We start from the raw sequence: 6318 nt of genomic DNA, 5'->3' as shown, positions 1-6318 counted from the left end.
GCACCCGCCGCCCGTCCCGCCGCCGGGTGCCGCTGCGCACCCGGCTGCGCCGGGACTGGCAACTGCTCGCCATGGTGGCGCCCGGCTTCCTCGTCCTGCTGATCTTCAGCTATCTGCCGATCGCCGGCAACGTCATCGCCTTCCAGGACTACAACCCCTACCTGGGCGACAACCCGTGGCAGGCGTTCCTGCACAGCGACTGGATCGGCTTCGGGCAGTTCCAGCTGCTGTTCGACGACCCGGCCTTCTGGGACGCGTTCCGCAACACGCTGGCGATCACCGCGTTCCAGCTCGTGTTCTTCTTCCCGCTGCCGATCCTGCTGGCGATCGCGCTGCACAACCTGCTGTCCAGCCGGCTGCGCGGGCTCATCCAGACCATCGTCTACCTGCCGCACTTCTTCAGCTGGGTGCTGGTGGTCACGTTCTTCGTCGCGATGCTCGGCGGCGCCGGGCTGCTCGCCCAGAGCATGCGCGAGGCCGGCATGCAGCCGTGGAACGTGATGACCAACCCGGACACGTTCATCGTCCTGGTCACCGTCGAGGCGGTGTGGAAGGACGTCGGCTGGGGCACCATCGTCTTCCTCGCCGCGCTGTCCACGATCGACCAGAACCTCTACGAGGCCGCCGCCGCGGACGGCGCCGGCCGGTGGCGGCGGCTCTGGCACATCACGCTGCCCGGCCTGCGCCCGGTGATCGTGCTGCTGCTCATCCTGCGGCTGGGCGACGCGCTCTCGGTCGGCTTCGAGCAGTTCCTGCTGCAACGCGACGCCGTCGGCCGGCAGGCCGCCGAGGTGCTGGACACCTTCGTCTACCACTTCTCCATCGCCACCGGGAACTACGGCTACGGCGCGGCGGCCGGACTGTTCAAGGCCGTCATCGGGCTGGTGCTGATCCTGGCCGCGAACCGCGTGGCGCACATGCTCGGCGAACGAGGGATCTACTCGAAGTCATGACCACGCTCATCCGCCGGGCCGCCGGCGACCGATCCCGCCGGCCGGTGTGGCAGGAGCCGCCGACCCGCCTCGGGCAGGGGCTCAAGGCCGTCGCGCTCACCGTGCTGGTGGCGGGCGTGCTGTTCCCGCTCTGGGTGATCCTGGTGACCAGCCTCTCCTCCCGGGAGACCATCGCGCGGGCCGGCGGCCTGGTGGTCGTGCCCCGCGGCGTCGACACGTCCGCGTACGAGACGATCTTCGCCGGTGGCGCGGTCACCCGGGCGCTGTGGATCAGCACGCTCGTCACCGTCTTCGGCACCGCCATCGCGCTGACCGTCACCGTGCTCGCCGCGTACGGGCTGTCCCGGCCGGGCACGCTGGGCCACCGCTGGCTGCTCGCGTACTTCCTGATCCCGTTCCTGGTCTACCCGCCGCTGGTGCCGCGCTACCTGGTGGTCACCGGGCTGGGCCTGAAGGACACCATCTGGGCGCTGGTCCTGCCGCCGGCGATCAGCGTGTTCAACCTGGTCGTGGTGCGTGGGTTCTTCCAGGGCATCCCGTCGGAACTGCTGGACAGCGCCCGCATCGACGGCGCGAGTGACTTCCGTACGCTCGCGCGCATCGTGCTGCCGCTGTCCCGCGCGGTGATCGCCGTGGTCGGCCTGTTCTACGCGGTCAGCTACTGGAACGTGTGGTTCGACGCGCTGCTGTTCATCGACCGCAACGACATGTACCCGATCCAGCGGGTGCTCCAGAGCTACCTGCTGGCCGGGCAGGCCCCGCACACGTCCGGCGCCAGCAGCGGGGTGACCATGCCGCCGACCGAGGCGATCAAGATGGCGGTGGTGGTGCTGACCGTCGCGCCGATCGTCGCGGTCTACCCGTTCATCCAGCGGCACTTCGTCAAGGGCGTGCTGATCGGCGCGGTGAAGGGCTGACCGGCCTGCTCAGAGCACCTGGGACAGGAAGCGCCGCAGCCGCGGGTGCTCCGGTGCCTCGAACACCGCCTCCGGCGGCCCGGCCTCCAGCACCACGCCCGCGTCCATGAACGCCACCGTGTCGGCGACGCTGCGCGCGAACCCCATCTCGTGCGTCACCACGACCATGGTCATCCCGGCGGCGGCCAGGTCCGCCATCACCGCGAGCACGCCCTTGACCAGTTCCGGGTCCAGCGCGCTCGTCGCCTCGTCGAACAGCATCACCTGCGGGCGCAGCGCGAGCGCCCGCGCGATGGCGACGCGCTGCTGCTGGCCGCCGGAGAGGTGCGCCGGCCGCGCGTCCGCCTTGCCGGCCAGGCCGACCAAATCGAGCTGGGCGCGGGCCAGCGCCACCGCCTCGTCCTCGCTCAGCTTCTTCAGCTTGCGCAGCGCCAGCGTGATGTTGCGCAGCACGCTCAGGTGCGGGAACAGGTTGAACTGCTGGAACACCATGCCGATGCGCTGGCGCAGCGCGTCCGGGTCGTCGCGCAGCACGCTGCGCCCGTCCAGCAGCACGTCGCCCCGGTCCGGCTCGATCAGCCGGTTGACGGTGCGCAGCAGCGTCGACTTGCCGGACCCGGACGGGCCGATCACGCAGGCCGCCCGGCCCCGGGCCACGTCCAGGTCCGCGCCGCGCAGCACCCGGTGCGCGCCGAAGGCCAGGTGCACGTCGCGGACGGCCAGGCTGACCGAGGTCGTGGTGGTGGTCATCGCGGGTCCTTTCCGGACGGGGTGAGATCCGCCGGCTCGGCGTCGGGCTCGGGCTCGGGCGGCGCGATCGGCCGGCCCTGCCGCAGGCGCCGGTCCAGCCAGTTGACCGCGTGGGTCAGCGGCACGGTCAGCAGCAGGTAGAACAAACCGGCCAGCAGCAGCGCGGACTGGTTGCCGGTGTTCGCCGCGTAGTCCTGCCCGATCCGGAACAACTCCCGCTGGCTGGCCAGCAGGCCGAGGAAGTAGACCAGGCTGGAGTCCTTGATCAGCGCGATGAGCTGGTTGACCCAGGCGGGCAGCACCCGGCGTACGCCCTGCGGGATGATCACCAGGCGCATCGCCTCGCCCCAGGAGAAGCCCAGCGCCCGCGCGCCCTCCAACTGGGCGGCCTCCACGCTCAGGATGCCGGCCCGGAAGATCTCACCCAGGTAGGCGGCGGCGATCAGGGACAGCGCCAGCACGCCCAGCGGATACGGGTTCGGCCCCCACACCTGCATGCCGAGCGGCGCCAGGCCCACGCCGATGAGCAGGATGGTCGCCGCGGCCGGCAGGCCGCGGAACACATCGGTGTAGACCCGCGCCGGCCAGCGCAACCATCGGGTACGCGAGATGCCGGCGACGGCCAGCAGCATGCCCAGCACCGAGCCGAGCAGGGCGGCGGAGACCGCCAGGGTCAGCGTGTTGGGCAGCCCGACGGTGAGCATCTCGGGCAGCGCCTCGCGCATCGAGTCCCAGTCGAAGAAGGTCTCCCAGAGGGTGCTCAGTGGATCCATGTCCGCTCCGTCCGCCCCGCTCGTGCTCGGTTACCGGTTCAGGAGGCGGCCGACGGCGACGGCACCGCCACCGACCCGCTGCCCGGCTTGAAGTCGGCCGGGATCGGCCGTCCCGGGTAGTACTCGGCCTGCAGGCGGCTCCACGTGCCGTCGGCGATCACCTCGTCCAGGCCCTTGTTCAGCGCCTCGCGCAGCTTGTCGTCGCCCTTGGCCACCGCGTACGCGGTCGGAGTGGGGCTGAGCTGCTTCGCCGCGACCTTGATCTTGCCGTTGCTGTCGGCGGCGGACTTGTCGCCGATCTCGGCCGGGGCGATCCAGGCGTCGGCCGTGCCGGCCTTGAGCTGGTTGATCGCGCTGTTGTAGTCCGGCACCCGCACCGGGTCGAGGTTCTGCTTGGTGGCGTAGTCGTCCTGCACGGTGCCCTGGACGACCACCACCCGCTTGCCGGCGAGCTGGTCGAAGCCGGTGATCGGGGAGCCCGCCGGCACGTCCAGGCCGAAGTAGCCGAAGTCGTAGCCGTTGCCGAAGTCCACAGTCTTCTTGCGGGCCTCGGTGATCGTGATCGAGGAGCTGCCCACGTCGAACTTGCCGCTGTTGACCTGGGCGAGCAGGCCGGAGAAGTCGGTGCCGACGAACTCCACCTTCAGGCCGATCTTGTCGGCCACGGCACGCAGCAGCTCGTTGTCGAAGCCGGTGAACTTCCCGTCCTTCAGGAAGACGTTCGGCGGGGCGTCGGTGAGCGTGCCGGCGCGGATCACGCCGGGCTGGAGCAGACCGTACGGGTTGTCGGCCGCTGCGGTGTCGTCGTTGCCGCAGGCGGTTAGCGCGGTGACGGCGAGCAGGGCGGCCGCGCCGACGGCGGCGGCACGGGTCAGGACGGTACGGAAACGCACGATGTCTCTCCAGAGTGGATGGACGCGCGGCGCGCGTCGACGCCGACCCGCCGGACGGACGGCCGGGCCGGAGAAGGGTGGATCGGGGAAAGGAGGGTGGCGTTCGCTCAGCGCGCGAGGCGACAGGCGTCGCTGCACACCCGCATCAGGTCGACGTGACGGCGCTTGACCAGCGCGAAGCGGGCCGGGTACGCGGCGACGTCGCCGGAAGGGGTGGAGGGTGGTGCGGACATCGGTCTCCCTGGTCTGTTGCTGACCTGGGTGCCAGGCCACGCTTGCACCGGCGGCTGCCGGTGCCTGGTCTTCACCCGGGGCACCCCACCGCGGAGGAGGGTTGCCGGCCAGCGAGCCGGGGCTTCGCGCTGGCGCTCATGACCTGCCCAGAAGGCTAGCAGCACCGCCGTGGCTGCCGTCCAGCCGTTATGACCACCCTCACGCGCGGCGCCTCACCGCCGGGCCGGGACGACCGGCGCGTCCCGGCCGGTGCCGTGCCGCGACGGGCTGCGCTGCTCGTGGTAGTCCTGCTCCACGTTGACGGTCCAGACGTCGTGCTCCGCGCCGTGCGCGATGTTCTCCGCGGTCAGCATCGCGGTGAGCATCGAGTGGTCGGCGTTGTTGTACCGGTGCATGCCGTTGCGGCCGACCGGGTGCACGTTCGGCACGTTCGCTGCCAGCCAGCCCCGGATCACGTCGACGTTGCGCTGGTACCGCTCGTCGTAGACCGGGTACGCCTTCGGCATCCGGACCACGTAGCCCGCCTCCACGCACCCGGGCTTGACCAGGCCCAGCCGCTCCAGCTCGGCGGTGGCGAACGCGACCAGCTCGGCGTCCGGCGTCCGCCACATCTCGTCGCCCTCGAACACGAAGTACTCCAGCCCCAGGCAGGTCCGCCCGTCCTTGACCAGGTACGGCGACCACGAGCCGAAGTTCTGGATCCGCCCCACCCGGGCCGCCGGGTCGTGCACGTAGATCCAGTTGTCCGGGAACGAGAACTCCTCCGGCACCACCAGCGCCACGGTCAGGAAGTCCCGGTACCGCAGGTCGTCGGCGGCGGCCCGCACCTCGGGCGGCGCCTCCGGGCGCATCGCCCGCACCAGCGCGGAGATCGGCATCGAGGAGATCACGTGCGCGGCCGCCTCGGTGCGCTCCCCGCCGGCGTCGGCGACCGTCACGGCGGTCGCCCGCCGCGCGGCCGGATCCCGGTGCACCTCGCTCACCCAGGCGCCGGTACGCACCGTGCCGCCGCGCATGGCGACCTCCTCGGCGCAGCGCTCCCACATCATCCCCGGGCCGTGCTTCGGGTACTGGAACTCCTCGATCAGGCTGGTCACGTCCGTGCGGTTGCGCCGGGGCAGCAGCGCGTTGCGCATCGCCGTCGCCAGCGACAGGTTCTTGATCCGCTGGGCGGCCCAGTCGGCCTGCAACTGGTCCGCCGGCATCCCCCAGACCTTCTCCGTGTACGTCTTGAAGAAGATCGAGTAGAGCCGCCAGCCGAACCGCGCCGACACCCACCCCTCGAAGTGCGACTGGTCCTTCGGCGGGCGCAGCCGGGCCCGGCCGTACGAGCCGAGGCAGCGCGCCGCCTCCAGCAGCCCGAGGTTGCGCAGCGCGTTGCCGGCGTTGAGCGGGTAGTCGAACAGCGCGCCCCGGTAGTAGATCCGGCTCATCCGCGGCCGGAGCAGGAAGTCCTCGTCCGGCAGGATCTCGTGCCAGAAGTCCTCGACCCGGGCCACCTTCGTGAAGAAGCGGTGCCCCCCGATGTCGAACCGCCAGCCGTCGCGCTCCACGGTCCGGCTGATCCCGCCGACCACGTCGTCGGCCTCGTAGACCCGGACCGGCCGGCCGTGCCGCAGCAACTCGTACGCGGCGGTCAACCCGGCCGGTCCCGCCCCGATGATCACGGTTCCGTCGCCGTCACCCATGCCGTCCGCGCCCCCCGCCGCCAGCCTGCCGATGCGGCACCGCCCTTACCCGTCCTGCCGGCAACTTCACCTGGCGGCCCACACCGATCCGCCGGCCGCTCAGCCCGCTC

The 6318-nt window shown here is 71.3% G+C and carries 7 protein-coding genes and 1 riboswitch; of the genes, 2 read left to right on the top strand and 5 right to left on the bottom strand.

The genetic code is table 11. The features are described from left to right. Positions 1 to 953: sugar ABC transporter permease (locus EAD96_RS01070; RefSeq protein ID WP_147457818.1), on the top strand; the 953-nt coding region annotated here is incomplete at its 5' end. Beyond that, positions 950 to 1870, top strand: coding sequence for a carbohydrate ABC transporter permease (locus EAD96_RS01065; protein ID WP_120569535.1), 921 nt, complete (start codon positions 950 to 952; stop codon positions 1868 to 1870). The genes EAD96_RS01070 and EAD96_RS01065, both read left to right, overlap by 4 nt. 9 nt (positions 1871 to 1879) lie before the next feature. Here the strand turns inward: EAD96_RS01065 and EAD96_RS01060 are convergent, their stop codons facing one another. The 5 genes from EAD96_RS01060 to EAD96_RS01045 all read right to left on the bottom strand — a co-directional run bounded on the left by EAD96_RS01060 (position 1880) and on the right by EAD96_RS01045 (position 6208). After that, the gene (locus EAD96_RS01060) at positions 1880 to 2620 is read right to left on the bottom strand and encodes an amino acid ABC transporter ATP-binding protein (protein ID WP_121682951.1); all 741 of its coding nucleotides are present in this window, start codon (positions 2618 to 2620) and stop codon (positions 1880 to 1882) included. Then, on the bottom strand, positions 2617 to 3393 hold the full coding sequence (locus EAD96_RS01055) for an amino acid ABC transporter permease (RefSeq protein WP_121682950.1): 777 nt from the start codon (positions 3391 to 3393) through the stop codon (positions 2617 to 2619). Before EAD96_RS01055 ends, EAD96_RS01060 begins: the two co-directional genes overlap by 4 nt. Before the next feature lie 38 nt (positions 3394 to 3431). Continuing rightward, entirely contained in the window at positions 3432 to 4286 is an 855-nt protein-coding gene (locus EAD96_RS01050; protein WP_121682949.1) for an ABC transporter substrate-binding protein, read from the bottom strand. A gap of 107 nt (positions 4287 to 4393) precedes the next feature. Beyond that, positions 4394 to 4519: a hypothetical protein gene (locus tag EAD96_RS31760; protein ID WP_013286752.1), complete on the bottom strand. Its 126-nt coding sequence runs from the start codon at positions 4517 to 4519 to the stop codon at positions 4394 to 4396. 33 nt (positions 4520 to 4552) lie between these two features. Further along, a riboswitch (SAM riboswitch) is annotated at positions 4553 to 4663 on the bottom strand. 69 nt (positions 4664 to 4732) lie between these two features. After that, entirely contained in the window at positions 4733 to 6208 is a 1476-nt protein-coding gene (locus EAD96_RS01045; RefSeq protein WP_121682948.1) for an NAD(P)/FAD-dependent oxidoreductase, read from the bottom strand. Positions 6209 to 6318: the final 110 nt, after the last annotated feature.

Source organism: Micromonospora sp. BL1, assembly GCF_003667485.1.
GTDB classification, from domain to species: domain Bacteria; phylum Actinomycetota; class Actinomycetes; order Mycobacteriales; family Micromonosporaceae; genus Micromonospora; species Micromonospora tulbaghiae.
The sequence above is the reverse complement of the archived record's forward strand: the minus strand, read 5'-3'. Positions and strand labels throughout refer to the sequence as shown.